General features: G+C 62.1%; 24 protein-coding genes and 1 riboswitch. Of the genes, 8 read left to right on the top strand and 16 right to left on the bottom strand.

The genetic code is table 11. The features are described from left to right. From VFZ66_18695 to VFZ66_18675, 5 genes are all read right to left on the bottom strand, one after another. Positions 1 to 682: ABC transporter ATP-binding protein (locus tag VFZ66_18695; protein ID HEX6291220.1), on the bottom strand; the 682-nt coding region annotated here is incomplete at its 3' end. Beyond that, complete coding sequence (locus tag VFZ66_18690) at positions 618 to 1,619, bottom strand: ABC transporter permease (protein HEX6291219.1); 1,002 nt, start codon at positions 1,617 to 1,619, stop codon at positions 618 to 620. The genes VFZ66_18695 and VFZ66_18690, both read right to left, overlap by 65 nt. 10 nt (positions 1,620 to 1,629) lie before the next feature. Further along, positions 1,630 to 2,607: an ABC transporter permease gene (locus tag VFZ66_18685; GenBank protein HEX6291218.1), complete on the bottom strand. Its 978-nt coding sequence runs from the start codon at positions 2,605 to 2,607 to the stop codon at positions 1,630 to 1,632. Between the two features lie 162 nt (positions 2,608 to 2,769). Next, positions 2,770 to 4,584 carry an ABC transporter substrate-binding protein gene (locus VFZ66_18680; GenBank protein HEX6291217.1) on the bottom strand — a complete coding sequence of 605 codons (1,815 nt, stop codon included), beginning with the start codon at positions 4,582 to 4,584 and terminating at the stop codon, positions 2,770 to 2,772. 231 nt (positions 4,585 to 4,815) lie between these two features. Beyond that, complete coding sequence (locus VFZ66_18675) at positions 4,816 to 5,877, bottom strand: LacI family DNA-binding transcriptional regulator (GenBank protein ID HEX6291216.1); 1,062 nt, start codon at positions 5,875 to 5,877, stop codon at positions 4,816 to 4,818. A gap of 246 nt (positions 5,878 to 6,123) precedes the next feature. On the opposite strand from VFZ66_18675, the gene VFZ66_18670 reads away from it, so the two are divergent. Next, the gene (locus tag VFZ66_18670; protein ID HEX6291215.1) at positions 6,124 to 8,220 is read left to right on the top strand and encodes a glycoside hydrolase family 20 zincin-like fold domain-containing protein; all 2,097 of its coding nucleotides are present in this window, start codon (positions 6,124 to 6,126) and stop codon (positions 8,218 to 8,220) included. A gap of 79 nt (positions 8,221 to 8,299) precedes the next feature. Here VFZ66_18670 and VFZ66_18665 read toward each other — a convergent pair whose 3' ends face one another. Next, positions 8,300 to 10,792: a glycoside hydrolase family 2 protein gene (locus tag VFZ66_18665; protein ID HEX6291214.1), complete on the bottom strand. Its 2,493-nt coding sequence runs from the start codon at positions 10,790 to 10,792 to the stop codon at positions 8,300 to 8,302. Positions 10,793 to 10,924: 132 nt separating this feature from the next. Here VFZ66_18665 and VFZ66_18660 point away from each other — a divergent pair, with 132 nt between their 5' ends. After that, positions 10,925 to 11,596: a dienelactone hydrolase family protein gene (locus VFZ66_18660; GenBank protein ID HEX6291213.1), complete on the top strand. Its 672-nt coding sequence runs from the start codon at positions 10,925 to 10,927 to the stop codon at positions 11,594 to 11,596. A gap of 183 nt (positions 11,597 to 11,779) precedes the next feature. Here VFZ66_18660 and VFZ66_18655 read toward each other — a convergent pair whose 3' ends face one another. The 10 genes from VFZ66_18655 to VFZ66_18610 all read right to left on the bottom strand — a co-directional run bounded on the left by VFZ66_18655 (position 11,780) and on the right by VFZ66_18610 (position 19,312). Then, positions 11,780 to 12,352 carry a thymidine kinase gene (locus VFZ66_18655; GenBank protein ID HEX6291212.1) on the bottom strand — a complete coding sequence of 191 codons (573 nt, stop codon included), beginning with the start codon at positions 12,350 to 12,352 and terminating at the stop codon, positions 11,780 to 11,782. 109 nt (positions 12,353 to 12,461) lie between these two features. After that, complete coding sequence (gene rpmE, locus VFZ66_18650) at positions 12,462 to 12,767, bottom strand: 50S ribosomal protein L31 (GenBank protein HEX6291211.1); 306 nt, start codon at positions 12,765 to 12,767, stop codon at positions 12,462 to 12,464. A gap of 72 nt (positions 12,768 to 12,839) precedes the next feature. Further along, positions 12,840 to 13,127: a 50S ribosomal protein L27 gene (gene rpmA, locus VFZ66_18645; protein ID HEX6291210.1), complete on the bottom strand. Its 288-nt coding sequence runs from the start codon at positions 13,125 to 13,127 to the stop codon at positions 12,840 to 12,842. Positions 13,128 to 13,196: 69 nt separating this feature from the next. Then, a complete protein-coding gene (gene rplU / locus VFZ66_18640) occupies positions 13,197 to 13,508 on the bottom strand; it encodes a 50S ribosomal protein L21 (protein ID HEX6291209.1) in 312 nt (103 codons plus the stop codon). A gap of 295 nt (positions 13,509 to 13,803) precedes the next feature. Then, positions 13,804 to 14,247 carry a universal stress protein gene (locus VFZ66_18635; GenBank protein HEX6291208.1) on the bottom strand — a complete coding sequence of 148 codons (444 nt, stop codon included), beginning with the start codon at positions 14,245 to 14,247 and terminating at the stop codon, positions 13,804 to 13,806. 79 nt (positions 14,248 to 14,326) lie between these two features. Beyond that, positions 14,327 to 15,313 (bottom strand): ABC transporter substrate-binding protein, encoded by a 987-nt coding sequence (locus VFZ66_18630; protein ID HEX6291207.1) that lies wholly within the window; start codon positions 15,311 to 15,313, stop codon positions 14,327 to 14,329. Positions 15,314 to 15,446: 133 nt separating this feature from the next. Then, a complete protein-coding gene (locus tag VFZ66_18625) occupies positions 15,447 to 16,337 on the bottom strand; it encodes an ABC transporter permease (GenBank protein ID HEX6291206.1) in 891 nt (296 codons plus the stop codon). A gap of 115 nt (positions 16,338 to 16,452) precedes the next feature. Further along, positions 16,453 to 16,619: riboswitch (FMN riboswitch) on the bottom strand. Between the two features lie 156 nt (positions 16,620 to 16,775). After that, the gene (locus tag VFZ66_18620; GenBank protein ID HEX6291205.1) at positions 16,776 to 17,798 is read right to left on the bottom strand and encodes a GAF domain-containing protein; all 1,023 of its coding nucleotides are present in this window, start codon (positions 17,796 to 17,798) and stop codon (positions 16,776 to 16,778) included. Between the two features lie 261 nt (positions 17,799 to 18,059). After that, positions 18,060 to 18,404: a hypothetical protein gene (locus VFZ66_18615; GenBank protein ID HEX6291204.1), complete on the bottom strand. Its 345-nt coding sequence runs from the start codon at positions 18,402 to 18,404 to the stop codon at positions 18,060 to 18,062. Positions 18,405 to 18,445: 41 nt separating this feature from the next. Beyond that, positions 18,446 to 19,312: a CpXC domain-containing protein gene (locus VFZ66_18610; GenBank protein ID HEX6291203.1), complete on the bottom strand. Its 867-nt coding sequence runs from the start codon at positions 19,310 to 19,312 to the stop codon at positions 18,446 to 18,448. A 549-nt stretch (positions 19,313 to 19,861) separates the two neighbouring features. Between VFZ66_18610 and coxB the strand changes: the two genes are divergently transcribed. The 6 genes from coxB (at position 19,862) to VFZ66_18580 (ending at position 25,848) form a co-directional block, all read left to right on the top strand. Continuing rightward, positions 19,862 to 21,055 carry a cytochrome c oxidase subunit II gene (gene coxB, locus VFZ66_18605; protein ID HEX6291202.1) on the top strand — a complete coding sequence of 398 codons (1,194 nt, stop codon included), beginning with the start codon at positions 19,862 to 19,864 and terminating at the stop codon, positions 21,053 to 21,055. A 43-nt stretch (positions 21,056 to 21,098) separates the two neighbouring features. Then, a complete protein-coding gene (gene ctaD, locus VFZ66_18600) occupies positions 21,099 to 22,979 on the top strand; it encodes a cytochrome c oxidase subunit I (protein HEX6291201.1) in 1,881 nt (626 codons plus the stop codon). A gap of 186 nt (positions 22,980 to 23,165) precedes the next feature. After that, entirely contained in the window at positions 23,166 to 23,942 is a 777-nt protein-coding gene (locus tag VFZ66_18595; protein HEX6291200.1) for a heme-copper oxidase subunit III, read from the top strand. A gap of 30 nt (positions 23,943 to 23,972) precedes the next feature. After that, positions 23,973 to 24,326, top strand: coding sequence for a cytochrome C oxidase subunit IV family protein (locus tag VFZ66_18590; protein HEX6291199.1), 354 nt, complete (start codon positions 23,973 to 23,975; stop codon positions 24,324 to 24,326). Between the two features lie 29 nt (positions 24,327 to 24,355). Further along, complete coding sequence (locus VFZ66_18585) at positions 24,356 to 24,913, top strand: hypothetical protein (GenBank protein ID HEX6291198.1); 558 nt, start codon at positions 24,356 to 24,358, stop codon at positions 24,911 to 24,913. A 92-nt stretch (positions 24,914 to 25,005) separates the two neighbouring features. After that, positions 25,006 to 25,848 carry a cytochrome c oxidase assembly protein gene (locus VFZ66_18580; protein ID HEX6291197.1) on the top strand — a complete coding sequence of 281 codons (843 nt, stop codon included), beginning with the start codon at positions 25,006 to 25,008 and terminating at the stop codon, positions 25,846 to 25,848. Positions 25,849 to 25,877 lie beyond the last annotated feature (29 nt).

Raw genomic sequence — 25,877 nt, 5'->3', positions numbered from 1 at the left:
CCATCGCCTGCTTGAGCTGCTCGATCTGCTGCATGATGTCTTTCTGCACCACCACGTCGAGCGCCGTGGTCGGCTCGTCCATGATCATCAGCGCCGGGTTGAGCGCCAGGGCGATGGCGATCACCGCGCGCTGGCGCATGCCGCCCGACAGCTCGTGCGGATACGAGTCCAGCCGCCGCCGCTCGATGCCGACGATGTCGAGCAGCTCGGCGGCCCGCGCTCTGGCCTCGCGCTGGTGCAGCGCGTTGTGCTTGATCAGCACGTCCGCGATCTGATCGCCTACCCGCATCACCGGGTTGAGCGAGTTCATGGCGCTCTGGAAGACCATCGACACATCGCGCCAGCGAAACTCCTCCAGCTCGTCGAGGCCCATCTCAAGCACATCGTCGCCGTTGAAGAAGATATGGCCGCCCGTGATCAGCGCCGGTGGCCGCAGCACGCGCATGATCGCATGGGCAATCGTGGATTTGCCGCAGCCGGACTCGCCCGCCAGTCCAAAGACCTCGCCGGGCGCGATCGAGAACGAGACGCCGTCGACGGCGCGCACCGGCCCGCCACCTGTGACATACTCGACGGAGAGATCGCGAACATCCAGCAGCGCCGGGCTGCTCCGATCCTTACTGGGCGCGCCGGACGACCGGGGTTGCGCGGCTGTTGCGGAGCTTGCGGTCTTTGAGGACATGGCTGACATCCCTTTCAGCACGAAGGCGCGGATTGGTGACTTCGTCCATCGCGTAGTTGATCAGGGACAGGCCGAACGCGACCAGCGCCACGCACATCCCCGACGGGATGAACGTCCACCATGCGCCGACGAGCAGGCCCGCGTTGTTTTGTGCCCAGTACAGGTTGGTGCCCCAGGTGACATCGCTGACGTTGCCCAGCCCGATGAAGCTCAGCGCGGTCGCAGCGCCGATCGCGTATGTCACCGAGCCGATCATGCCCCCGACGATGATCGAGGCCATGTTGGGCAAAATCTCGCGGAAGATGATCCGGAAATTGCTCTCGCCGCTCACGATCGAGGCCGAGACGAAATCTTTTTCGCGCAGCGAGAGCGTCTGTGCCCGCAGCACGCGCGCGCCCCAGGCCCAGCCGGTGAACGCCAGCGCCAGAATGATCGTCGTGGTGCCGGGCCGCAGGTAGGCGGCGATCACCACCAGCAGCGGCAGCCCCGGAATCACCAGGAACAGATTCATCAGCAGCGAGAGCACATCGTCCACGCGGCCACGGAAGTATCCGGCGGTCATGCCGATCACTACGCCGACGAGCGTCGTCACCAGGCCCGTGGCGAAGCCGATCGTCAGCGAAACGCGCGCGCCCCACACGGTCTGCCGGAAGACATCCTTGCCCTGGCCTTCGGTGCCGAAGATGTGCTCGGTCGAGGGCGGCAGGTGGGGCCGATCCACAAACTCGGTTGGATCGCCGGGCGCGACGATCGGCGCGAAAACCGCGATCAGAATAAAGAAGAGCACGATGCCGCCGCCAAACGCAGCCTTTGGATTGCGCAGGAGACGGCCAAGCCATGCAAAGCCCCGACGGCTTGGCGGCGCGGCGGTCGGTACCGGCGTGATTTGCCCGGCAGGCGTGGGCTGAACCTCGATATGTCGATCTTGAGCTTGCATTGCACTCCCCCTAACCTGCGCGGACGCGCGGATCGAGCCGCGTGTAGACCACATCGACGATGAAGTTGGCCGCGAGGACGGCCAGCGTGATCATCAAGAAGAGGCCCTGCATCAGCGGATAGTCCAGGCTGGACACGGATTTGACGAGCAGGTAGCCCAGGCCCGGATACGAAAAGATCGTTTCGATCAGGATCTGCCCGCTCAGCACAAAGCCCAGCGCCATGCCAAACGCGGTGACGCTCGGCAGCAGTGCGTTCCGCGCGGCGTATCTAAACATAATCTCACGCTGCGACAGGCCCTTGGCCTCGGCCATGGTGATGTAGTCCTCGGCCAGCACGCCGATCATCGTGTTGCGCATCCCTAGCACCCAGCCGCCGATCGAAACCATCACGATCGTCAATGCCGGGAGCAGCATATGTCGCGCCACGCTGCCGACAAACGCGAGATTCCAGCCCGGCGCGAGCGCATCGCTGTAGGCGTGGCGCAGCGGGAACCAGCCCATACGCAGGCCGAGGAAGAAGAGCGCCATCAGCGCGAGGAAGAACGGCGGGAAGGCGCCGATCAACACCAGCAGCGGCGGCAGCGTGCTATCCAGCAGCCCTCCACGTCGCCACGAGCCGATGATCCCGATCAGGTTGCCAATCAGAAAGCTGATCATCAGCGCGGTGCCGCCCAGCAGCACCGTCCAGATCAGGCCCGTGCTAATCACCGAGGTGACGGGCGACGGAAACGATGAGAACGAGATACCGAAATCGCCGCGCAGCACATGCGAGAGATACACAAAGTATTGCTGGATCAGCGGCGCGTCGCTGAGGCCAAGCGCCTCGCGCAACTGCTGGATCTGCTCCGGACGAAGCTGGCCGCGCGAGCCTGCGATGATCGTCGAGGCCGGATCGCCGGGAATCAGACGCGGCAGAAAGAAGTTGATCGTGAGCGAGGCCCACGCAGCCAGAAGGTAAAATCCTAGTCGGCGGAGGATGAATCGCATCGTCGCACTCCTTCGCGCTGCCAAATTCCGAGTTTCGAGTTCCGATCTCTGAGTCCGGGGATCATGGGGCGGGGTAAGGGATCGGGAAGTTCCAAGGTCCGAGCTGCGTGTTTCCTGTCCCTGGTTCCTGGTTCCCCTGGTTCCCGCCCCAGACTCTCCGGCCTACTTGGGCTTGACCGTGGTCATCACGATCAACTGCTCAGGCGTACTCTGATGGAAGAACGAGCCGACCGCGTACGGATTATCCTTGGTCGGGAATCCGTCGAAGCGGGTGGTGTTGTACTCGTACCAGCTCGGTCCGGGGAAGAGCGGAATCGCCGGAGCTTCTGCCGCAAAGGTCTTCTGAAGCTCTTCTGCGAGCTGCTTCTGCTCGGCCTCGTCGGCGGTGCTGGCGAACTTGGTCAGCAGCTCGTCGGCCTTCGGGCTGGCGTAGCGGTGCCAGTTCTCGCCGCCGATCTCGCCGATGGCCTTTTTCGTGCTCGCCGACATCTGCCCGCGATAGTAGTTGAACGGCGTCGCGCCGCCGGTGCTCCAGCCGATCGACATGTCGAACTCGCCCTTCTGCACCCGATCGATCCAGGCGGTGAAGTCGTAGGTCTTGACGGTCGCCTCGATGCCAACGGCCTTGAGGTTTTGGGCCATAATCTGCACCGCCGAAACCCAGTCGGACCAGCCGGAGACGACGTTGATCTCGTACTGCATCGGCGTGCCGTCCGGCTTCATGCGCGTGCCGCCAGCGCCCCGCGCAAGACCGGCTGCGTCGAGCATCTTGTTGGCCTCATCGACATTCAAGGTGGTCCAGTTGGCGATCGTCGCCGCGTCCTTGAGCTTGAAGTTCGGGTACGCCTCACTCAGGCCGGTCGGATCAGCAGGCTTGGTGTAGTCGTACATCGCAACCTTGACGATCTGCTCGCGGTTGAGCGCCATGCTGATCGCCTTGCGCACATCGGCATTATCAAACGGCGGCTTGCTCGTGTTGAGGTAGAGCATCACCGTCGCGCCGACCGGCGGGAACCAGTAGCCGTTGGTCTGCGGGTTCTTGGCAACGTACGTCTTCTCGATGTCGGGGATGAAGTTGGCCGCGTAATCGTTCTCGCCGTTGATCGTCGCCAGGTTCGCCTGCTCGTTCCCCGGATAGGCCGGCATGCGGAATCCCTGGATGTAGGGCTTGCCCTCCTGCCAGTAGTTCGGATTCTTCTCGACCTGATAGATCTGGTTCTGGAAGACGGTGACTTCGGTGAACGGCCCGGTGCCGACCGGCTTGTCGTTGGTGAACTTGGTAGCATCTGGTACGTCTTTCCAGATGTGCTCAGGCACGATGTCCTGGTTGGCGATGTCGTACAGGCCCGGCGTAAAGACCTGCTTGAAGTTGAACTCGACGGTCTGATCGTCGGGCGCGTTGACGCTCTCGACGTAGGCGGTATCGCCGTTCATCGCGACCGCGCCGGAGCCGATCAGGCCGCTGGTTTTCTGGAGCAGGTTGAAGGTAAAGACGACATCTTTGGCCGTAAACGGCTGCCCATCCGACCACTGCACGTCATCGCGCAGCTTGAAGGTCAGCTTCTTGTTATCATCGCTCCAGGCATACTCCGTCGCCAGCCACGGGGTAAGCTCGCCCTTGACGACGTTGTAGATCATCAATGGCTCGTAAATGCCGTGGACGGTCGGGAAGAGAAAGGCGTTGCTGAAGGGGTTGAAGTTGCGTACCCACGTGGGCTGCTGCTGCGTCGAAACCGTCATAATGCCCTTCGAGTCGCCTGTCGGGGCGGCGGCGGGGCTGCCTGCCGGCGATGCGCTGGCAGCGGGTTCTGCGGATGGAGCGGCACTACTTGAGGCGGCTGGGCTAGACGCCGCTGGCTGCTGAGTCTCTCCGGCGTTGGGCGTGCCACCGCAGGCCGCCAGAATCAGCGCCAGGATCGTCAGCAGTGGTAGGAGCAGGTGGAGTGTAGGACGGCGTTTCACGCGAATAGGGTTCATCTTCGAGCCTCCATGGTCTTATGGAAACGACCGACGAACGGAAACGGTGGCGACAACGTTGCGCGCTAGACCTCCTTTCCTCAGCACTGCGGGCGTAGCTGCTCCAATCAGTGCTCGACTCAGGCTATGATTCACGGGAGCGATGCGGCCTGTTGTGCTTGCGTTAGTATAGCCTGCGTCCGCAAGCTGCGATTCTGCCGAAGGCTGGTGCAGGCCGCTGCGTCGCTCCTGTTATTCCGCGCTGGGAACGCTCCCAAAAGTAGCCGAAAACGATGATTGTGTACTGCCGCACGATCCCCGCACAATCAGCTCGTTGGGGAGACAGATGTGCTCGTAGCGCACTTCTCCGCGCTCGATCTGATCGACCAGCAGCTTCACGGCGATCCTGCTCATCTCGGCGATCGGCTGCCGAATCGTGGACAGCGGCGGGTTGGCAAAGGATGCTGATGGAAGATCGTCGAAGGAGACAAGCGCGATGTCGGATGGAATCGCGCGTCCGGCCTGGGCTATCGCGTGCATCGCGCCCGTCGCCATCGTATCACTCGCGACGAATACAGCGGTCGGCGGCTCCGGCAGGCTCAGCAGCCGCCGCATGGCGTCGAAGCCGCCTTGCCAGGTCCAGTCGCCCTCGACCATATGCTCGGCGCGGATCGGCAGGCCCGCTTCCAGCAAGCTCTGCTTGTAGCCGTCGCGTCGATCCATTCCGGCAACGGTGTGCAGCGGCCCGGTGATCGTTGCGACGCGGCGATGGCCCAAGCCGATCAGATGCGCCACCGCGCGCCGCCCGCCTTCGCGCTGCGCGGTCGTCACCCAGCTCAGGTTTTGAAAATACGGATGACTTCCAATCAGCACCAGCGGCGTCTTGTCCTTGATCAGCAGGGGCAGAATCGGATCGTCGATGTCGCCTGAGAACATAATCACGCCGTCGAGGTGGCGGCTGCGCAGGACGCGCTCGTAAAATCCGCGCTCCATATCGGGTGTGATCATCGACAGCACGACGAAATAGCCTGCCCGTGTGCTCGCTACGGTAATCTCTTGAATCAACGGTCCAAAGAACGGATCGGTGAAGTTGTCCGTCCCCCCGACCGGGATCAACAGCCCGATCACCTGGGTCCGGCGCTTGGCGAGGCTTTGGGCCGCGGCGCGCGGCACGTAGCCCTGCTCGTGAATCACCTGGAGCACCCGCTCACGTACGGCTGGCCGTACGTTGGGGTGGTTGTTGAGCACCCGCGAAACGGTGGTCGGGGAAATTTGCGCCAGTTTCGCGATTTGTTCGATCGTCAACGCTGCCATTGGAAGCATTCTCACTACGTCGTGACTGGACATGTACCCTGACGATGAACCGGGCCGTGTACGCGTAGAAAAAGCGTGGTAGGATTGTATCTCCGAAGTATCACGCGCGGCTCTCGCTCGACTGGCCGTTGGAAGCGCTTTCACTCCGGTGTTGCCAAGAATATCCTACAATGGTAACGTTGTCAAGAAGCATTGTTGATCGCGCTGTATCGACCGATCGGCAATGATGCTACTGATGGAGGCGCAATGGATGCTCGCCCACCGATACTTATTCCCCAGCCGCACAGCTTTGAATGGTCTTCCGGCAGCTTTGGCTTCGATGCCCAGACACATCTCGTGCTGGGTCCGCACGCGGGCGCTGACACGATCTTTGCTGCCCGCACGCTTCAATCCGCGATCAGCAGCATGTCGAGTCTGAGGCTGCCGATCGTTAAGACGACCTCGCCCGCCAACCAGCGCAGTGCGATCCGCCTGATCCTCCAGGGACGCGATGATGCGGAGTCGCAGCGCGACGGCGGGGAGCAGGAGGCGCTCGGCCCGCAAGCCTATCATCTGGTGATCGCGGCAGATGGTGTGGTGATCACAGCGGCGGATGAGGCGGGTCTGTTCTACGGCGTGCAAACGCTGATCCAGTTCGTGCGGATACATGGCCGCCGCCTGCCGTGCTGCATCTGCGCGGACAGGCCAAGCCTGCCGCGTCGCGGCGTGATGCTCGATATTTCGCGCGGCAAAGTGCCGAAGCTAGCCACGCTCGAACGATTGGCCGACATGCTGGCGCACTACAAGATCAACGAGCTACAGCTTTATACTGAGCATACCTTCCGCTTTCCGTCGCATCCACGGATCGGCCTGGATTGCGGCTCGCTCAGCGCCGACGATATGCTGGCGCTGGATGCCGTGTGTCGCGCGCGGCATATCGCGCTGGTGCCCAACCTGCAATCGACCGGCCATATGCGCCATATTTTGAGCTTGCCCGAATATGAGCATCTTGCCGAGACTCCCTGGCGCTGGAGCATCACGCCCGCCCGCGACGAGAGCTACCATTTTCTTGACGAGCTGTACGCCGATTTCCTGCCAGCGTTTTCAACGCCGATCTTGAATGTCAACTCCGACGAGGCGTGGGATCATGGTCGTGGTCAGGCGCGGGTGCTCTCTGCCGAGATTGGCTACGGGCGGGTGTATCTTAATCATATCTTGAAGCTGCACGAGCTTGCGACGCGGCATGGTCGCCAGATGATGATCTGGGCCGATGTGTTCCATCATTATCCTGAGCTGATCGCCGAGATTCCCGCCGATGTGATCCTGCTCGACTGGGAGTATGAGGGCCAGCCCACCTACCCGACGCTCGAAGCGCTTGCTGGATCGGGCCGCCCGTTCTACGTCTGCCCCGGAACGTCCTCGTGGAACACGCTCTTTCCGCGAATCGAGAACTCGCTGATCAATATTCGCAACTACGTGCGCGATGGCGTGGCGGCAGGCGCGATCGGCATGCTGCTCACCGACTGGGGCGATCTCGGCCACTACCAGCCGCTGTCGCACTCCTGGTACAGCTATCTCTTCGGCGCGGAGATGGCCTGGAGCGGCGCGGCCACAGCGACCGAGGTCTTCGACCGGGCGTTCGGGCCGCTGTTCCTGGGCGATGCCTCAGGCCAGGCGGTCGCCGCCATGCAGCGGCTAGGCCGCGCCGTCGAGCAGCCGGGGCTGGCCTTGCCCAATCGCTCGGATACCGTGTATGCGCTCTACGACGAGCCGCTACTGGGCCGTACGCTCCGCTCCGCTCCGCCGGAGGCGCTCCATGAGATGATCGCGGCGGCGGAGGCGGCGATGCCCGCGTTCGCTCTGCTTTCCGACTCGCTGCTGCGCCATGAGCTGCTGTTTACGGCTCACCAGATGATCTATGCCGCCAAGAAAGTCTTGCTCGGCCAGGCGATCCACCGCGCGCTGCACGATCTGTCAGAGGCAACGGAGGCAGCGCCCGATGGCCTGGCGCGTCTCGATGCGCTGATCGCCGACATGGAGCGGCTAAGCGACGCGCTGCCGCCGATGGTCGCGGAGTTCGAGCAGCTCTGGCTGCTCTCGGCGCATCGCAGCGAGATCGACCTGAACCTTCAGCGTTACGCCGCGCTGATCGAGCGCTTCGACGCGGCGCTACGCTGGCTGCGCGAGCAGCGGGATGGCTACGCCGCCGGTCGCGCGCTGGATGTCGGGCTGACGACCTACAATCCCGGCGAGTATCTTGTGCTCTGGGACGAGGGACACCAGGATCTGCATCGGCTGGTGAATCTCGTCGGACGCGATGCCGTGCCGCCGGAGATTCTGAGATGGCTGGATCTTGCGTCCTGAGAATCAAGAACCAAGAACAAAAGGAGAACCGAGAACCAAGAACCAAACCTGGAACTTGAAACTTGGTACTTGAAACCCCCTACTCCCCGATCCCTGGTCGTGAGCCGTGATCGTAGGAGTCGAACACCGACCGCACGCGCAGCCGTTGCCGCGCCTGCTCGATCGTCCAGCCCGCCGGTAATGGGCAGGTGACACTCACCGGTCGACCGGCGGGCAGGTCGAAATAGTTGTCGCTGAGCACTACATCGACGCCATCCAATAGCAGCTCGACGAATCGAGCGAGGGCGCGGGCTTGCAGCCGAACTGTGAGCTGCCCGCTGTCCTGCCGCACCTCGACCTCAATCTGCGGATCTTCCAGGGCCAGATGCTTGGTCGGAGCAAAGGTGCCGATCGCCATGTGCGTGCGCTCGTCGCCCTGCCATAGCTCGCAGACCAGGATCGTCTGCCGCCGGTGCTCGTCGCCGATCCGCCCGGCGAAGTCCAGCGTTTGCACGTGGCTGGTGCTATGTGGCGCAACCCGCACGTCTACAGCGCCTTCGTCCAATCGCTCGCCCCCCAGCGTCTCAAGCGACCAGCGGATCTTGCCTGCCCACGGCTCTGCGGCGTCGCTGGTGACGAAGAGGCCCATGTGCTCCTGCTGATCCTCGATCGAGAGCAGCAGCGGCGCGTAGAAGCGGCGGCTGGCATAGTGCGCCGCCTTCCAGCGGCCAATGTAGTCGATGCTGGACCACGAGGCGACGGGCCAACAGTCGTTGAGCTGCCAGTAGAGCACGCCGCTGCACGCCGGATCACGCCGCCAATGCTCCACACCGATGCGCATCGCCTCCGCCTGAAGCACCTGCGACAGATAGACGAGCGAGTCGAAGTCTTTGGGCAGGCGCAGATGCGCCGTCAGGTAGGTGACGATCTTGCCGTTGCCCGCCGGGTTGCGCTGATGGTGCTCCATGATGTATGACGTCATGTTCCACTCCGACGGCTCGGCGTAGGTCGCGATCGTCCGCAGGCTTGGCAGCGACTGGAAGCCGAACTCGCTGACGAAGCGGGCCGTGATCGCACGGTAGTGACCCAGCGGCATCATCGCGTGCCAGACCGTCCACTCGTGCATATCGCCGACGGCGCCGCCGTTCGGGTTTTGAAACGCCATGCCCGAAGATGGCGAGCTCGGCCAGTAGGCAAGATCGGGGTCTTCCGCCGCCACCCATGCGGGCAGCGTATGGTGAAAAAAGCGGTCGTAGGCGGCTTTGAGATCGGCCAGCTCCGGCACGTCCCAGCCCCAGTCGACCCAGGCGGTTTCGATCTCGTTGTTGCCGCACCACAGCGCCAGGCAGGCATGGTACCGCAGCCGCCGCATGTTTTCGACGACTTCAATTCGCACGTTCTCCAGCAGCGCGGGATCGTCCAGCGGGTAGGTCGAGCAGGCAAACATAAAATCTTGCCAGACCAGCACGCCCAGCCGGTCGCACAGATCGTAGAGGTAGTCGTCTTCGTAGTAGCCGCCGCCCCAGATCCGCAGCATGTTGTGATGCGCGGCAACCGCCGATCCGATCAGGTGGTCAAGCTGCGCGTGCGAGACACGGGTCGGAAACGAATCCGCCGGAATCCAGTTCGTGCCTTTAGCAAAGATCGGCTGCCCGTTGACTACGAACGTGAACGATCGGCCCCAATCGTCGGGCTGCTGGCGCAGCTCGATGGTCCGCAGGCCAATCCTGCACGTCCGCCGATCGAGGATCGTCTCGTCGCTCGACAGCTCGACTTCCACGTCGTACAGCGGCTGCGCGCCGTAGCCATTCGGCCACCAGAGCTGCGGTCGCTCGACGGCCATCTCGATCGTCTTGCGGTCTGCATCGAGCGCCGCATCCGCCGTCTGCACCTGCCCGTCGGGCGCGGTCAGCCGCAGTGTTACGCGCAGCGGTGCCTGCTCCCAGCGCTCGGCTGTCACCGTCGCGGCGAGCGTCACCTGCTCATCGGCATGGCGCTGGCGCAGGTGCAGATCATCAAGCCGCGCGATCGTGTACCCTGCAAGACGAAGATCGCGCCAGATGCCGATCGCGGGCAGCTTCGGTCCCCAGTCCCAGCCAAAGTGGCTGGGCGCTTTGCGCAGGTAGGGCGCGCCCGGCAGCGAATCGTTGACCTCGCGCATCGGGCGCTCGCGCGCGCGCTCGGCAGCATAGCCAGCCGCCGACCGAAACACAATGCGCAGCTCATTCTCTCCAGCCCGCAGCGCGTCGCGGACATCCCAGCGATACTGGCGGAACATATTTTCCGCGCTGCCGAGCTGCTGGCCGTTGAGCCACACGTCGGCCAGCGTATCCAGCCCATCGCAGACCAGGAAAAGATGCCGCCGCTCAAGCAGATCGGCTGCGACGTGAACGACGCGCCGGTACTCCCAGTCGCGCTCGGCCACCCACTGCACGCGCTTCTCTTCGTCGCCCACGAATGGATCGGCGATCCGGCCAGCCGCCAGGAGATCGGTATGCACGCCGCCCGGCGCGCTGCCTGGAAGCCACTCCTCACTTTCGGCTTGACGAAGCTGCCACTCGCCGCTGAGCGTATGATGCATGAATCCTGTCATAGCTACCGCCTGCCCTTCTCAAGAAATATCATCGGCTTGCGATTGTACTAGAAATCGTCGCAGGCCGCCTGTTGACATGCGCCCTAAGATAGAGCTACGATGCGCAGCGCTTATTCAAAGGCAATGACCACAATGACGTGTACAACCCACCAGATCGAGGATATGACCTACCTTGAGTACCGCACCGGCCCGCGTGAGACGCCTGATGCCTTGCCATGCGTGCTGGTGCTGCACTGGATGGGCGCGCAGCCTCAGGACATGCTGCCGCTCTGCACCGACTTTCCTCTCCCCGCCCGCTTTCTGATCCCATCGGGGTCCTACCCTTGCCAGCCCGGCTACTCCTGGTATCCCCTGGATTTTTATCAGCGGCCATTAGAGCAGCAGGCACCGATCATTCGCGCCACTGCCGCGCGTGTTGCCGCCTTTTTACACGCGGCGACGCAGCAGGTACCCTGTCGCGGCAAGCCTTTCGCGATGGGCATGTCGCAGGGAGGCGACCTGAGCTATGCGCTGGCGGCCTATCATTCCGACTTGATCGCCGGGGCGCTGCCGCTGGGCGCGCGCTGGTCGCCGGAGTTTCCTCGGCTCATCGGTGAGCTTACCGCCGCGCCCCACCCGCCCATCTGGGCCTTTCATGGCGCGGCGGACCCGATTGTGCCGCTTGCGGAAGTCGAGGCGGGAGTAGCATGGCTCCGGCAGCGCGGCATTGTCGCGCAGCTCCAGAGCTATCCTGAGGTCGGCCACGGCATCTCGCGGCAGATGATTGCCGATATGCATCGTGTGTTGCAGCGGGCAATGGCCTAGCCGAAGGGCGGGGAACAAAAGTACAAGGAAACAAAGGGGTGCAGATCAAACATTCCCCTCTCCTACCGCAGTAGGAGAGGGGCCTGGGGTGAGGGCCTCGACGAGAACAAAGAACAAAACACAGCGAACAAAGGAACACGGAAAACTTGAAACTTGAAACTCGGAACTTTGAACTCGAAACTCCTAGCGCGGTACTTCGTGGTGCTGGCGGCAGCGCGCCTCGTACGCCTCTTGCGCGCCTACCAGAATGATCGGGTCGTGGTACGAGGCTGGCCGCCCGTCGATCAATCGCTGCGTACGGCTGGCCGCCGAGCCGCAGATCACGCAGATCGCGTGGAGCTTGGCGACATCCTCAGCCTTCGCCATCAGGTGCGGAATCGGACCGAACGGCTCGCCCCGAAAGTCCTGGTCGAGTCCGGCCACGATCACACGCTTGCCTTCAGCCGCCAATCGCTCACATAGCTCCACGATCGCATCGTCGAAGAACTGGATCTCATCGATGGCGACGACATGCACATCGACCTGGATCAGATCGGCGATCTCGGCGGAGCTGGCGCACGGGATCGCCTGTGCGCGCACGCCGTCGTGTGAGGCGACTTCTTCGGTGCTGTAGCGCGTGTCGATCAGCGGCTTGAAGACCTGTACCCGCTTGCGGGCAATCTGGGCGCGCTTGATCCGCCGGATCAGCTCTTCTGTCTTACCGCTGAACATCGAGCCGCAGATAACTTCGATGCTACCGGCTGAACCCTCAAGCATGAGCAACTCCTGAACGTGTGGCAGTATGGGGCGCTGGTCGATGGACGAGACAAATGAAAAGGGCAGCGCATTATAGCATGCGTTGCCCTTTTGTGATTCCAGTGACGGCTTACTCTGCGGCCTGATCGTCCTCGCCAAAGACTTCCTGATACAGGGAGCGCTTCTTGGGCGCTTCTTTGGGCTGGCGGCGCTGAGCATCTTGTGCCTGCTTGCTCTGCGCCGTTTGCAGGCGGCGCATAAAGCGATCGACCTGGCCGGCGGTATCCACAATGCGCTGCTCGCCCGTGTAGAACGGATGGCAGTTCGAGCACACGTCGACGCGGAGGTTCTGGCGCGTCGAGCGCGTAGTGAACGTGTTGCCGCACGCGCAGGTGACGGTGGTTTCTTCGTATTTAGGGTGAATGCCCTGTCTCATGACTTCCTCCTCGTCGCAGACGGGCGGCCAGCCGCCGCTGCTTGGAGCTTTCGGGTGATAGCTTAGCGCTGATTAGGCTACGTTGTCCGTGATCTCGGCCACCGCAGCTACAGGATAGACGCTCACTTTCTTCTGGGTCTGCGAATGGTGCTCGAACGTGACAACACCATCGATCAGCGAGTAGAGCGTATAATCGCGGCCCATCCCGACGTTGTTGCCGGGGCGAATCTTGGTGCCGCACTGGCGGACAATGATCGTGCCCGGCTTGACCGCCTGACCGCCATAGCGCTTGACACCGCGCATCTTCGGCTTGCTATCACGACCGTTGCGCGAGCTACCGACGCCTTTTTTATGTGCCATTGCTCAATCCTTTCCTTTGCGTCAGGGAGCGCCTCAGGCGCTGTGCGCGCCGCTGCGCTACCTGAATGCTTACGCGCGGATCTCTTTGATTGCCAGCCGCGTGTAGTCCTGGCGATGGCCCGTGCGGCGGCGGTAGCGCTTTTTGCGCTTGTACTTAAAGACAACGATTTTTTCGCCACGCGCCTCGCCCACGACTTCTGCGACGACGCTTGCGTTGGCGACGAGCGGCGCGCCAATCTTGACGTCGTCGGTGCCGCCGATCATCAGTACCTCGTCGAGGGTGATCTGCGTGCCGGGCTCGGCGTCCATCAGCGCCACGTCCAGCGTCTGCCCCTCTTCTACGCGATACTGCGCGCCGCGGTCACGTATTACTGCGTACACGCTCAAACTCCTTTATCAGCATCATTAAGACAACAAGAATGGAGAGTGGCGTCCACCCTCCATATGAGAATAGTGTTGCTAGCTCAGAATTATAGTAGCTCTTGGCCCTGCTGTCAAATGTTCCGGGCGCTCTCAGACGGGGCCACGCCTCATTTTATGAGGCAAACAAAGAACAACAAAACAACGAAACAAAGGAGCTACTTCTTCGTTTGTGCGCCGGGCGCCAGACCCAAAGGGTACCCCGGCATGGCACCCGGTTCTTGGTTCTTTGTTCTTCCCCCGGCCTGTCGTTCCCCTAAAACCGACTACTCACGGTGACGATATACAGATCCACTCCGAGCTGACGGCTCAGGATCATCCGCAAGATGCGATTGATCACCGAGCCGCGCGTGATCTCGCGCCAGCGGCTCACATCCGACTGGCCGAGCACCAGATGGGTCATGTTATGTGTTTCCGCGTAGTTGACCAGTGTCGTCGCTACGTCCTCGCCCTTGACGATCTCGACATGCGCGCCCAGTTCACGCGCTTTGTTCAAATAGCGGGTACGGTTCGCCTCGTACAGCGTCGTCACGTGGCCGGGTGGCTCGATGTGGATGGCGAAGAGCTGGCCTTGTAGCCCTTCGGCCAGCCGCGCTGCCGTTAATAGCAAGCGCTGACTATTCGGGTTGATGCCGAGCGCAACCAGCACGCGCACCGGAGCTTGCGGCGTCTGGCTCCTCTGCGCCGCATCCTCGATCATGCACATCTCCTATGATGTGGGACGGTTTAGCCGCCGTACTGTAACGGATTTTCGCGGATGCGACAAGCGCGTAGGCCGCTCACTTCCGTAGATCGTTGGTGAATGCCTGCTCCACGTCCAGATCACGGTCGAGAATTGCGCTCTCGCGTAGGAAGCGATAGGTTGTCTGCCACGCCTGCGGATCGGAGTAGCCCAGGCCGTTCGCGTCTGCCGCCTCTGAGCGCCAGAGTGCCAGCGTTTCTTTGAGTTTACGTAACTCTTGAGGCTGCAACTCGGCTTTCAGCTCAGGAATAAACGTCAGCGCCAGCTTGAAGGCGGCATCGGGATCGTCCAGCGTGTCCTGAAGGCCGCGTCCCGTCGCGCGGGCAAACTTGCGAACCGTCTCCGGCTGCTCGCTGATCATCTTCTCGGAGGCTACCAGGCCATTGCTGACCAGCGCAATATAGTCGCTGACACGGATCACGTTGACCGGCGTGCCTTCGTTTTGCAGCAGCAGCGGCTCGTTGTTGAAGTAGCCGACCGCCGCGGCGACTTTATCCTCGCGGATTGCCGCCGCCTGGGTAAAGCCGATCTCGGTGATCTGCACCTCAGCCTCAGGGATTTTGGCGGCGTGCAGCAGGGCTTTCAAGCCGACATAGGTCGCGCCAAAGCGTCCCGGAATACCCACCGTCTTGCCCCGCAGATCGCCCGGCTGGGCGATGCCCTGGCTTTGCTTGGAGAAGACCGCGATCGGAAACTGCTGGAAGGTCTGAAAGACCAGCTTGACCGGGATCGACTGGGCGCGCGCCAGCAGGATCTCGTCGCCGCTGGCGTTGGCGAACTGGAGCTGCCCCTGCCCAACCTGAACCAGCGCGTCGCGAATATCGTTGTGGTTGATCGTCACGGTCAGCCCTTCGGCGGCGTAGTAGCCCTTGGCCTGGGCGACATAAAACGGAGCGAACTGTACATCGGGGATATAGCCCATCGCAACGTTGACGGTGGTGGTGCTGGCCGTGGGCGCTAGGTTGCCGCACGCGCTGAGTATCACGAGCGCGACAAGCGAGCAGAGCAAAGATAATTGGCGCATGGAATGCCCTTCCTCGTGGTATGTGAGGTGATCGTTAGGTGACAGTATGACGCTCATCGGTGACAAGCTGCGGCGGCACGCACCACATCTGCGGTGCTGCCGCAGCCTATGATCTATGCGGCCTGATAGTGCGCTAGATCTGATCGTGCCAGGGCAGCAGCAGCCGCTCAAGTCCAATCACCAGACTATAGAAGATCAGCGTGATCGCGCCCAGGCAGAGCAGCGCGACGAAGATCAGCGGCGTGTCGAAGAGGCCGCGCGCGACGTTGATCAGCGCGCCGAGGCCGTAGCGCGAGCCGATGAACTCGCCGACGACCGCGCCGGTGGTCGCGTATGCCAGGCTGGTGCGGAAGCCGCTGAAGAGCACCGGCAAGGCCAGCGGCAGCTCGATGTAGTGGAGCCGCTGCCACAGGCTCGCGCCCTCAACCTGCCCGACCTCGCGCAGCTCACGCGGGATGTTGCGGATGCCGGTCAGCGTGCTGCTGAAGATCGGAAAGAACACGACGATCGATGCGACCAGGATGTTGCGCATAATATCGGAGCTATAGCCGAACCAGATGATGATCAGCGGTGCGACGGCGATCACCGGAATTGCCTGAGCTGCGGCGATGTATGGCGCGATCCAGCGCTCGATCGTGCGCGAGTGAGCGACGATGTAGCCCAGCGTCGAGCCGCTGAGCAGCGCCAGGCCAAAGCCGCCGAGCGATTCAAGCAAGGTTGGCAGCGTGTGCTGCACCAGCGTGCCGTCGGCCCAGGCCCTGACAAAGCGGGCGAGCACGTCCTGCGGCCCCGGCAGCAGCCAGACCGGGTACTGCGTTAGCACGGCGATTGCCTGCCAGAGGGCCAGCAAGATCAGGCTTGAGGTGAGCAGCGTCACCACCTGATGAGGTACCTGCCGCCGCCGTCGCGGCACGCCAGGCGGCGTACCGGCTACTGCGATCTCCGACAGCGGGCGGGTGTTCGTGGATGGGATCAGGCGCGATCCCAATGTTGGACGCTGAATCAGCAAGACACTTTTACGCATACCACAACAACAAAGCCCCGAAGGTCGATGACCTCCGGGGCTACTTGGCATAGCGCTACCCGTGCCGCGCCTGGGGAAAGGTAGATCTCCCCTACAAGCGGGCACTCGCATGCTACGCGATCTTCTACCATCCAGACTATACTGTCGGCCCTGGTTTTGCACCAGATCCACCGCTCGTCCGAGAACGAGACGGGTCGCGGGCTGAGGCACACTACAGGTTTGTACTGCTGTAGCCTGCACATCACCGCCGGTCGGGAATTGCACCCTGCCCCGAAAATCGCTTCTGTTCCTAGCGTACCACGTCTGCTGGACGGCGTCAAAGCCTTTAATACTAATGTACAGGTTGGACCAAAGTTGGACGCAACGCCAAGGCGCGCCATGCCGTACGGGTACGACACGGCGCGCCTTGCTTCGAGACGATCAGCGGGTATGCCGGGCCTAGAGCGCTGGCTGCTGTCCGCTGCGCTGCATACACTCCTGGTACATTCGCTGCTGCGCCAGCTCCAGCACGGTCGCGCTGTGCTGGTCCTGCTCGGCGGTATCGTAACAGTCGGCGATGCCGATGCCGACGTTCAGCGCCAGGCGGCGCGCCAGATGAACCCGATTCCAGGCTTCGATCGCCGCTTCGATCCGGGCACGCCACACGGCGACGCCTTCGGCGCTGGTATCGGCGAAGAGCACGGCAAACTCATCGGCGTCGATGCGCGCGCAGTAGTCTACCAGCCGCGACGAGCGCATCAAGATGTCGGCAAGGCCCTGGCGCAGCGTCGCGCTGCGCTGCGTATCGGCGGCGTCCTGTGCCGATTCGGGCTGGATGATCGAGAGCACGGCGACCGCGTAAAAGTTGCCGTGGCGGCTCCAGCGGCTATCTTCTTTCGCCAGCGCGGCCTCCAGGCTGTCACGCGCCAGCAGGCCGGTAACTTGATCGATGCTATCGTGCATCGACTGGACCTGCTCGATGCGCTCCAGATGGCGCGTCTGGGCATCTTGATCCAGCTCGTGGCGCAGCAGCCGCGCGAAGAGTTGCAGCATCGCGACATCTTGCTCGCTAAACAGGCGCACGCTGGGATCTGCCGCCCACAGCGAGCCAAAGACGCGGCCATCGGCCATCGAGAGCGGCACGCCGATGTATGAGCGGATGTTGAGTTCGAGGCGATTCGGCAAAAACCGAAACGGCATGGGTGCCTGGGTAATGTCGCTGATGCAGAGCGGCTGCCCCTGTTCGAGCATGTGCATGCAGAACGTGTCGTGGAGAGGATAGATCTGGCCGGCGCGAAGCGTGTGATGCTGATCGACGACCGACATCACCGTATAGGTAGTGCTTTCAATGCGCGCGACAACGGCAAGGCGGGTGTGAAGTAACCGGGCGACAACATCGAGAATGCCCTCGACGACATCGCTAAGCGTGACGTTCGGCGCGCTGGCGCGAACATCAGCGAGAGGCAGAACAGGCTTGAGCATAGCCTTCCGAACTCCTTAGGTAAGGACGTTGTACAACGGTGGTAAGTTCGGTGCGACCTACCAGGGCCACGGAGCTACAGTGCGTGGTAGCACTCGTACGATACCGGGATCGCCGCTGATGCTCAAGATACGCTAGTCCTACCCCTCAGGCTCCACTGTTGGGATGCTGATATACGCTGCTTTCCTAACCCTTCGTTTGCACCGACGATCGCCACAAATGCGGCGCTGCGGGGATAGCCGGACAGCGCCGGGGAGCGCCGCCTACGCGCTTTGGCTCGGCGTCTCCTCGGTGGCCTCGCCACGCCGGGCGATCGTCAGTGCCTCGGCGGCCAGCGCCGCGTCGATCTCTTGCAGCTTTTCGAGGTTGGCGCGCTGTTTCCATAACGTCTGCTCAAGCAGGTTGACCAGCGCCTCGATCATATGCTTACGTCGGGGCGCTTCACGGGGCAGTGCGCGAATTCGCTGGACGCGGTCGCGCCAGCTTTGATCAAGCCCGTCGAGCGACACCGAGGCCAGCCCGATCGCCGAGCCTTCCATGGCATGATAGAGCCGGACGAGGGCTTGAACTTCGGTGCGGAAGCGAGTACGTACAATGTTCGTATCCATTAGCGTCTCCTTAGTGGAGAATCAAGGAGCATGTTCTGAGTTCAACGTTTCGAGTTTCCTGTTCCCGGTTCTGTGTTCTGTGTTCTGTGTTCTCTGCCCAGACTCGTGAGCACCTCGCCCCGGATGACGCGCATATCGCGTGCGATTGCGTCGAGCTGACGCCGCTGCGCTTGCTCGGCCAGCGCCTCCAGAACGTCCGGCACGTCGTCGGTAAGATCCTGAGCGCGGTCGTGCAAGATGCGCTGGCGCTGCTCAGGCGAGTCGGCGTCGAGTAACGCCTGGATCAGGTCCACGGTTGGATGCGGCTGTGCCGCCCGGAGCAGCGTGAGCCGCTCGGCCAGCGCCTCGGCAGTTTCAAGATGGCGATCCTGACGCAGCCGCCGAACATACTCATCGAGCTGCTCCAGGGCTGTCGTCGTTTCGAGCACGGGATGCGCTGCTGCGACCGCACGGATGTCTTCAGCAGCGCGCGCCTCCATCAGCGCCCGTAGCGCGATCGAAAGCTCATCTTCGGGCGCGGGCTGGCTCAGCCGCGCGCGCCGTAGCGCCTCCTCGCCGACGACTATCTGCGCGCTGGCGAGGTAGGGCTGGCGCTCTGCAAGCGGAATACGGCTGATCAGGAATTGACCAAGCTGGCGCGCGATCGAATGGGCTTCCTCCGGCGCGCCATGCTGCTGGGCCGCAAAGATCAGCGCTTGCGCAGCGCCATCGTGAAAGAGCAGCGGCGCGTCTACAGGATGCGGCGTGCCGCAGTGCGGGCACTGCGCGACATGCATGCTGCCGGAGTCGATCTGCGCCGTGAGATCGGGCCGCTCCGCTGCATCGACGATCAGCCACAGCTCGGCGGCGAATGGCTGTGCGCAACTGACGCAGCGTAGCTCGACGGTTTGCGCAAGCGATCGTTCCATGCAGGGCTCCTGTGTCCGGTAGTTCGTTCAGTATAGCATATGTCCTCGACGCCGTTAGGGCAGAGCGTCCTGACCATCCACCGCTTAATCCTCTACGCCCGAACCATCCTGTTGTACTGTCGTCGGCGACGAATCACGGCTGGTTTTGGGATCGGGCTGTGGTAAACTGCGCTGCTGCATGGGCGGATCGCGGCTACGGCTGTGCGCGCAGAGCCGGTGCGCCACCGCCTGCTCCGCCCAACGAAACGGTTTACATGATCGGGCAGCGATGATCGGGCGTGAAGGCGGATGGCTACTACATCGATCGGATCGCTAGCGGACCTCGTATCGGGCGGTGCTTGTAGGTATTTATGCGCGCTGTTCGGATTGACGGTACCGGCGTCTTGCGTATAATGTAGCAATAAAGCTCAGCGTCGTAGGATGGTTGTTTTCCCCGCACCTCCATACAGCGTGAGTACGAGCCGTTGAATCGCGTACCACACCGCGCCGTGCGGTGTTGTACTCTTTTTGTGTCCGGTAGTCCCTTATTCGTAGCTGTGAGGAGATAGAATGCCGTTCTTTTCCAAACGCTCCTTTCGGTCCCTCAGTCTGGTAGTGGTTGCGGCGCTGCTGTTAGCGGGCTGCGGCTCACTCGATGGCGAACTCTCGACGTTCGCGACTGATGGCTATGAGAGCACCCAGATCAACAACCTGTTCCAGCCGATCTTCTGGATGGCTATCGGCGTCTTTGTGATTGTCGAGGGGTTGTTGCTCTGGTCAGTGATCCGCTATCGCCGCCGTCCAGACGACGGGATTCCTGTGCAGCTCCACGGGAATCTGCCGATCGAGCTGGCCTGGACGATCGCGCCCGCGATCCTGGTGCTGGTGATCGCCGTGCTGACCTTCCGCACGCAGGCTGAGCTTGAGCGAGCGCCGCAGAATCCGATCAATGTCACCGTTGTGGGCCACCAGTGGTGGTGGGAGTTTCAGTATCCCGATCAGAATATCGTCACGGCTAATGAATTGCATGTGCCGGCCAACCGCGATGTGCTGTTAACGCTCACGTCGGCTGACGTGATCCACTCGTTCTGGGCACCGCGCGTTTCGGGCAAGACCGACGTGATCCCCGGCCACGAGAATAAGCTGCTGATGCAGCCGCTCTCAGAGCAAACCCTGCTGGTACGCGGCCAGTGCGCCGAGTTCTGCGGCGGCACGCACGCGATGATGGCCTTTCACGTGGTCGTCCAGCCCCAGGCCGAGTTCGATAGCTGGGTCCAGCAACAGCAGGCGGCTGCACAGGCTCCTGCGGGCGTCCAGCAGGCTGCCGCCGCGCCTGCTACTGGCGCGACTGTTGCTGCGACGGTGACGGGCGTGGCCGCGACGGGCGACGAAGTTGCCGCGACGACGGCGGCGACGGCGGCGGCGACGGCCAACGCGGCAGAGACGGCTACCGCGCAGGCGCAGCCTACCAGTCAGGAGGCGCGGGGCTACCAGTTGTTCCAGACCAAGGGCTGCGTCGGGTGCCACGCGATTACCGGCTATCCGGGCGCGGTATCGCGCGTGGGTCCGGATCTGACCCACGTCGGCAGCCGCCAGCATATCGTGGCGGGCTGGCTGGAGAACACGCCGGAGAATATGCGGCGCTGGCTGCGCGACCCGAACGAGGTCAAGCCGGATAATGTGATGGGAACTGCAATTAAGCTTGGTACGCTGAAGCAAGATGAGATCGAGGACCTGGCTGCATATCTGGCATCGTTGAAGTAGTGGGCGCCGGGTACACTGTGTTCTATTGACTAAAGGAGTAGATATGGCAACGACCGCCGTGCCCATTCCCCAGGTAGGCGAGCGACGCTGGTGGCATACCGCCTGGGAGTGGATCACCACCGTCGATCATAAGCGTATCGGCATCATGTATATTGTTACGGCGATCGCGTTCTTTGTCTGGGGCGGGATTGACGCGCTGCTGATCCGGATCCAGCTGGCGCAGGCCGAGAACACCTTTTTGAGCCCACAGGTCTATAACGAGCTGTTCACGATGCATGGCACGACCATGGTCTTCCTTGCGATCATGCCGTTGAACGCCGGGCTTGGCAACTTTATCATCCCCCTGATGGTCGGCGCGAACGATATGGCCTATCCCCGCCTGAACGCGCTGGGCTTCTGGCTGTTTCTCTTCGGCGGCATCTTTCTCAACAGCTCCTATCTGATCGGCCATCCGCCGGATGCTGGCTGGTTTGCCTACGCGCCGCTGTCGGCCAATGGCGGCGTGATGCCCAAGACCAACGCGATGGACTTCTGGGTGCTCGGCATCAACATCCTGGGCGTCTCGTCGATCCTGGGCTCGATCAACTTCATCGTGACGGTCTTCAACCTGCGCGCGCCGGGCATGAAGTTCAACCGCATGCCGCTGTTCGTCTGGGCGCAGCTTGTGGTGGCCTTCCTGGTGATCTTCTCGTTCCCCAGCATCACGGTCGCGTCGGTCCTGCTGTATTTCGACCGCAACTTCGGCACGGCGTTCTTTCTGCCGGAACGAGGCGGCGACCCGATGCTGTGGCAGCACCTTTTCTGGTTCTTCGGCCATCCTGAGGTGTATATTCTGATCTTGCCGGCCTTCGGCATCATCTCGGAGATCTTCCCGGTCTTCTCGCGCAAGCCGATCTTCGGCTATGCCTTTATCGCTTATTCGAGCGTGGCGATCGGCTTCCTGGGCTTTACCGTCTGGGCGCACCATATGTTCTCCGTGGGCATGGGTCCGTGGGCCAACGCGGCCTTCTCTGCGACCAGCCTGATGATCTCGATCCCGACCGGCGTCAAGATCTTCAACTGGCTGGCGACGCTGTGGGGCGGATCGCTGAACTTCAAAACGCCGCTCTACTATGGCGTGGCCTTTATCTTCCTCTTCGTGATCGGCGGCATCACGGGCGTGATGCTGGCGCTTCCGCCGCTCGACTACCAGACGACCGACACGTACTTTGTGGTCGGTCACTTCCACTATGTGCTCTTCGGCGGCGCGATCTTCGCGATCTTCGCCGGGTTCTACTACTGGTGGCCCAAGATGTTCGGGCGCATGCTCAGCGAGCGCCTGGGTATCTGGCAGTTCTGGCTGATGTTCATCGGGATGAACCTGACGTTTATGCCGATGCACTACCTGGGCATGATCGGCATGCCGCGCCGCACCTGGACGTACGACTCGGGTCTGGGCTTCGAGTTCTGGAACCTGATGGAGACGATCGGCGCGCTGATGATCGCGCTATCGGTGTCGATCTTTATCCTGAATGCCATTCTGTCGCGTCGCAACGGCGAGATCGCCGGCAACGATCCGTGGGATGGGCATACCCTGGAGTGGGCGACGACCTCGCCGCCGCCGCCGCACAACTTCGACTCGCTGCCGGTGATTCGCACGCGCCGCCCGGTCTGGGATCTGAAGTACGGCGAGGCGCAGCACTTCACCAAGCCGCGCGACGCCAAGGCTGCGGGCAGCACGGATGAAGAGCACACGCCGCCCAGCATTCATCTGCCGCCGCCGTCGTTCTACCCGATCGTGCTGGCGTTCGGCCTGACGATGGCCGCGTACGGCCTGCTCTACTCGTCGGTGGCGTTTGGGCCAAGCCTGACCGCTATTATCGTGGGCATCTCGATTGTCTTTGTCGCCATCGCCGGTCTTGCCAGCGAGGCGGCGCGCGATTAGTCGAAGCAGGGCGCGAGGCCCAGGGCTTTCGCTCACATGCAGGTGTAGACCCTGTGAGCCTCGCGCCGATCACTGTTAACGAGAAGGTACGTGGTCGCCGCCACCTCGCCTGAATCCTGGCTGCCGCAGGCTGCATTCTCACAGGTGGCAGGCAGGCCGCGTACCTCCTGTAAATGAGAGGTTTGTATGGCGCAAGCAGTCGCCCATGATCAGAAAGAGCATGCTGCTGGAGCCGCGCATGGTCACGGCGGGCATCATCCGCCTACGTCGCTGGGGGTGAATACCCGCAAGCTCGGCCTGTGGACCTTTATCAGCTCGGAGGCGATCTTTTTCACGGCTCTGATCTCGACCTATCTGGTCTTGAAGCCGCGCAATCTGGCGCTGGGCGGTCCGGTGCCGGAAGACTTTTTAGGCATTACGCTGACGGCGATCCTGGCGTTCATCCTGCTGATGAGCAGCTTGACGATGGTGCTGGCGCTCAACGCGGTCGAGCACAACGACCGGCGCGGCACGCATCTCTGGCTGGGCGCGACGATCCTGCTGGGCCTGATGTTCCTGGGCGGGCAGACGTACGAGTTCAACAAGCTGTGGAGCGAGGGTTTTCACACCGTCACGATTACCAAGCAAGATGGTAAGATCGAGCAGATCGGCGTTGCCGAGCATCATCTGGAAGCAGAGCTGGAGCATCTTCACGAGGAATATCCGGGCGCGCAAATTCAGCAAGGCCCGCGCAAGCCAGTCACCTGGACGACCAGCATCTTTGGCTCGACCTTCTTCACGCTCACTGGTTTTCATGGTACGCACGTTGGTATTGGAGTCATCTGGCTATCGATCGTGCTGGCGATGTCGTTGCGCGGGGCGATTAGCTCACGCAATAGTTTGACCGTGGAAATGGCCGGTTTGTACTGGCACTTCGTCGATCTGGTATGGGTGGCGATCTTTACGCTGATCTATCTGATCTAAGCTGCTGATACAGAAGGAAAGGACGAAAAGGTGGCTAAGCATTCATCAAGCCAGACGGAGGTTGCCGCGGGCCATGACCATGCGCCGTCTCACGCGCGACTGTACGTTAATATCTTCTTTGTGCTCTTTGCCGTTACGATGATCGAGGTTTTCGCCAGCTACCTTAGCGATTACGGCGTTCCGGTGTGGAGCGAGATCGCGGTACTCATCTTGCTTTCGATCATCAAGGGCGCGCTCGTTGTTATGTTCTATATGCACCTGCGCTTCGATAGCCGCTGGTTTACGTCGCTGTTCATCGGCGGCGTGGCGATCGCCGTGCTGATGGGGATCACGTTCATTCTGCTGTGGGCATATAAAGCGAGCGTCGGTGGCCTGGTTGTGTAAGCGTGAGAGCACAGGAGGAGGGAGCCGCAATGCCAAACATAAATGTGATCGGTGTCGTTCCCAACGATGCGGTTGCGCATCAGCTTGTCGGCAATTTGCGACTGGCGGGCTTTGAGCAGCAGGATATTTCGCTGATCATGGCCGAGCGCGAGCGAGCCGTCGATCAAAACCAGACCGACGACGCGCTCGCCGAGGGTCTGGGCGAAACGGCGGCACATGCCGCGACGGGCGCGGCGGTTGGCAGCGGCGCTGGCGTGCTGGCCGGTCTGGCGACGCTGGCGATCCCCGGCATCGGCCCGGTGATCGGCACAGGCGTCTTGCTGGCGCTGTTCGGCGGCATGGGCGCGGGCATCGGCGGCTTGATCGGGCTGTACTCCTCCGAGACTGAGGCGACTCAGGAGTTCGAGCGCTACGGCGTGGCGCTGCGCGAAGGCCAGGCGCTTGTATCGGTTATGGTTCCCGACCGCGAAACCGCCGCGCGCGCCCAGGAGATGTTTGCCGAGGCTGGCGCGACCAACGTCAACTCGTATCTGGCGGATCAGTCGGATCTTGCCGATGCTCCGGGGATCAAGGAAGTTAACGAGTAGCTCGCCAGGCTGAGCTAGCTCTAAGCACCCCGTCGCTGTTCCTCGCTGTCGGTGCGTGGACGCGACGGGGCTGCGGTTTTGAGGCAGGTGGTATGTTTCCAATCTCGATATTAGCGCCGATCGTGGCCCATCCGTTCGCGCCGCACGAGGGTAGCTGGTGGGCGATCGAGCCGCCGATCACCGTGGGCGTGATCGTGATGACCGCGCTCTACCTGTACGCGGTCGGGCCGCTGCGGCGGCGCTGGGGAGAGCACGTCGATAAGCGACAGGTGATTATGTTCTTGCTGGCGATGCTGATCGTCTTTGGCTCGCTGCAAGGGCCGCTGCATGAGCTGGGCGATTACTATCTGTTTAGCGCACATATGGTGCAGCACTTGCTGGTGACGATGATTATGCCGCCGCTGCTGCTCAAGGGTATTCCCGGCTGGCTGGTCGACCGGGCGCTACGTCTGCCGTTGGTACTGCCGATCGCGCGGTTTATCACCTCGCCCTTTATCGCGTTTGCGATCTTCAACATTGTGTTCTCGCTGTGGCACGTGCCTTCGTTCTACCAGATGGCGCTCGGCAATCCGCCGATCCACGGCCTGGAGCACATCCTGTTTATGGGCACGGCGCTGCTCACGTGGTGGCCGATCTTCAGCCAGTCGGCGCTGCTGCCGCGCCTGAGCGAGCCCTGGCAGATCTTCTATCTCTTTGCCCAATCGCTGATCCCGACGGTGCTCGGCGCGCTGATTACGTTTGCGGACTTTGTGATCTATGAGTTCTACGCCGCCGCGCCGCGCGTGATCGCCCTGCCAGCGATCGAAGATCAGCAGATTTCGGGGCTGATCATGTGGCTGGGCGGCGCGTCGATCGTGCTGCTGGTGCTGACGGTGCGCTTCTTTCAGTACATGGAGCGCGACTCCGACGAGTCGCTTGAGGCTACGGGCGTGTAGACAGCCCGAACAACCAACGCCGAAAGACA

The sequence above is a fragment of the Herpetosiphonaceae bacterium genome (genome assembly GCA_036374795.1).
In the GTDB taxonomy this organism is placed as follows: Bacteria; Chloroflexota; Chloroflexia; order Chloroflexales; family Kallotenuaceae; genus LB3-1.
Note: the sequence above shows the minus strand (reverse complement) of the source record. Positions and strands in the feature narration are given on the sequence as shown.

Coding starts and splice junctions, on each gene's coding strand:
- rpmA (HEX6291210.1), bottom strand. CDS start 13,127: ATGGCACATAAAAAAGGCGTCGGTAGCTCGCGCAACGGTCGTGATAGC.
- VFZ66_18690 (HEX6291219.1), bottom strand. CDS start 1,619: ATGCAAGCTCAAGATCGACATATCGAGGTTCAGCCCACGCCTGCCGGG.
- VFZ66_18610 (HEX6291203.1), bottom strand. CDS start 19,312: ATGGAACGATCGCTTGCGCAAACCGTCGAGCTACGCTGCGTCAGTTGC.
- VFZ66_18660 (HEX6291213.1), top strand. CDS start 10,925: ATGACGTGTACAACCCACCAGATCGAGGATATGACCTACCTTGAGTAC.
- VFZ66_18625 (HEX6291206.1), bottom strand. CDS start 16,337: ATGCGTAAAAGTGTCTTGCTGATTCAGCGTCCAACATTGGGATCGCGC.
- VFZ66_18680 (HEX6291217.1), bottom strand. CDS start 4,584: ATGAACCCTATTCGCGTGAAACGCCGTCCTACACTCCACCTGCTCCTA.
- VFZ66_18665 (HEX6291214.1), bottom strand. CDS start 10,792: ATGACAGGATTCATGCATCATACGCTCAGCGGCGAGTGGCAGCTTCGT.
- VFZ66_18635 (HEX6291208.1), bottom strand. CDS start 14,247: ATGATCGAGGATGCGGCGCAGAGGAGCCAGACGCCGCAAGCTCCGGTG.
- VFZ66_18670 (HEX6291215.1), top strand. CDS start 6,124: ATGGATGCTCGCCCACCGATACTTATTCCCCAGCCGCACAGCTTTGAA.
- VFZ66_18595 (HEX6291200.1), top strand. CDS start 23,166: ATGGCGCAAGCAGTCGCCCATGATCAGAAAGAGCATGCTGCTGGAGCC.
- rpmE (HEX6291211.1), bottom strand. CDS start 12,767: ATGAGACAGGGCATTCACCCTAAATACGAAGAAACCACCGTCACCTGC.
- coxB (HEX6291202.1), top strand. CDS start 19,862: ATGCCGTTCTTTTCCAAACGCTCCTTTCGGTCCCTCAGTCTGGTAGTG.
- ctaD (HEX6291201.1), top strand. CDS start 21,099: ATGGCAACGACCGCCGTGCCCATTCCCCAGGTAGGCGAGCGACGCTGG.
- VFZ66_18630 (HEX6291207.1), bottom strand. CDS start 15,313: ATGCGCCAATTATCTTTGCTCTGCTCGCTTGTCGCGCTCGTGATACTC.
- VFZ66_18585 (HEX6291198.1), top strand. CDS start 24,356: ATGCCAAACATAAATGTGATCGGTGTCGTTCCCAACGATGCGGTTGCG.
- VFZ66_18675 (HEX6291216.1), bottom strand. CDS start 5,877: ATGGCAGCGTTGACGATCGAACAAATCGCGAAACTGGCGCAAATTTCC.
- VFZ66_18655 (HEX6291212.1), bottom strand. CDS start 12,352: ATGCTTGAGGGTTCAGCCGGTAGCATCGAAGTTATCTGCGGCTCGATG.
- VFZ66_18620 (HEX6291205.1), bottom strand. CDS start 17,798: ATGCTCAAGCCTGTTCTGCCTCTCGCTGATGTTCGCGCCAGCGCGCCG.
- VFZ66_18615 (HEX6291204.1), bottom strand. CDS start 18,404: ATGGATACGAACATTGTACGTACTCGCTTCCGCACCGAAGTTCAAGCC.
- VFZ66_18580 (HEX6291197.1), top strand. CDS start 25,006: ATGTTTCCAATCTCGATATTAGCGCCGATCGTGGCCCATCCGTTCGCG.
- VFZ66_18685 (HEX6291218.1), bottom strand. CDS start 2,607: ATGCGATTCATCCTCCGCCGACTAGGATTTTACCTTCTGGCTGCGTGG.